Source organism: Herbiconiux daphne, assembly GCF_024979295.1.
In the GTDB taxonomy this organism is placed as follows: Bacteria; Actinomycetota; Actinomycetes; order Actinomycetales; family Microbacteriaceae; genus Herbiconiux; species Herbiconiux daphnes.
On record NZ_JANLCJ010000868.1, the window covers coordinates 1 to 506 of the forward strand.

Annotated in this window: 1 protein-coding gene; it reads right to left on the bottom strand. The window is 45.1% G+C overall.

Features of this window, described 5'->3' with window-relative positions:
* On the bottom strand, positions 1-506 hold a 506-nt coding region (locus N1032_RS28120; protein WP_259544045.1), incomplete at both ends, for an ATP-binding protein.

Consider the following 506-nt stretch of genomic DNA (forward strand, 5'->3'; position numbering starts at 1 on the left):
TGGAACACATACTTGTAACCCAGCATCTCATCGCGCTCGGTAATGTTCAGCAGACTGGATTCATAGCCCTCTAAATCCTTCAGCTTCACTTTCTTCGCAGCAATGATGCAGGAGAAGTAAGATTCCACACCGTTGTTTTTGATGCTCCCTTTAATGGGAACCATAGTCTCACGTACCATCTCGCCTTCATTAAGCTCGTCTTTAACATGAGCCGTGAAGATTACGTTTTTGGTTGAACGTGCAACATACGTTTGCATCAGGGTTTTGAAGTATTGTGCGAACTGCCCCCATGCTTGCATGGTGTTAGTTGCGGTAATCACAAACTGGCTTTCATACATATCCATCAGATAGGTCAGACTATCGACCACGATGGTATGGATGTCGGAACGTTTCTCTGCTGCATCGAAGGCTGCGAAGATTTGCATCGGGTTGGTGATGACATACCCACCCTTATCAAACTTATGCTTGAATGGCAGCTTCTTACCATTCTCACAATTGAGGTACAT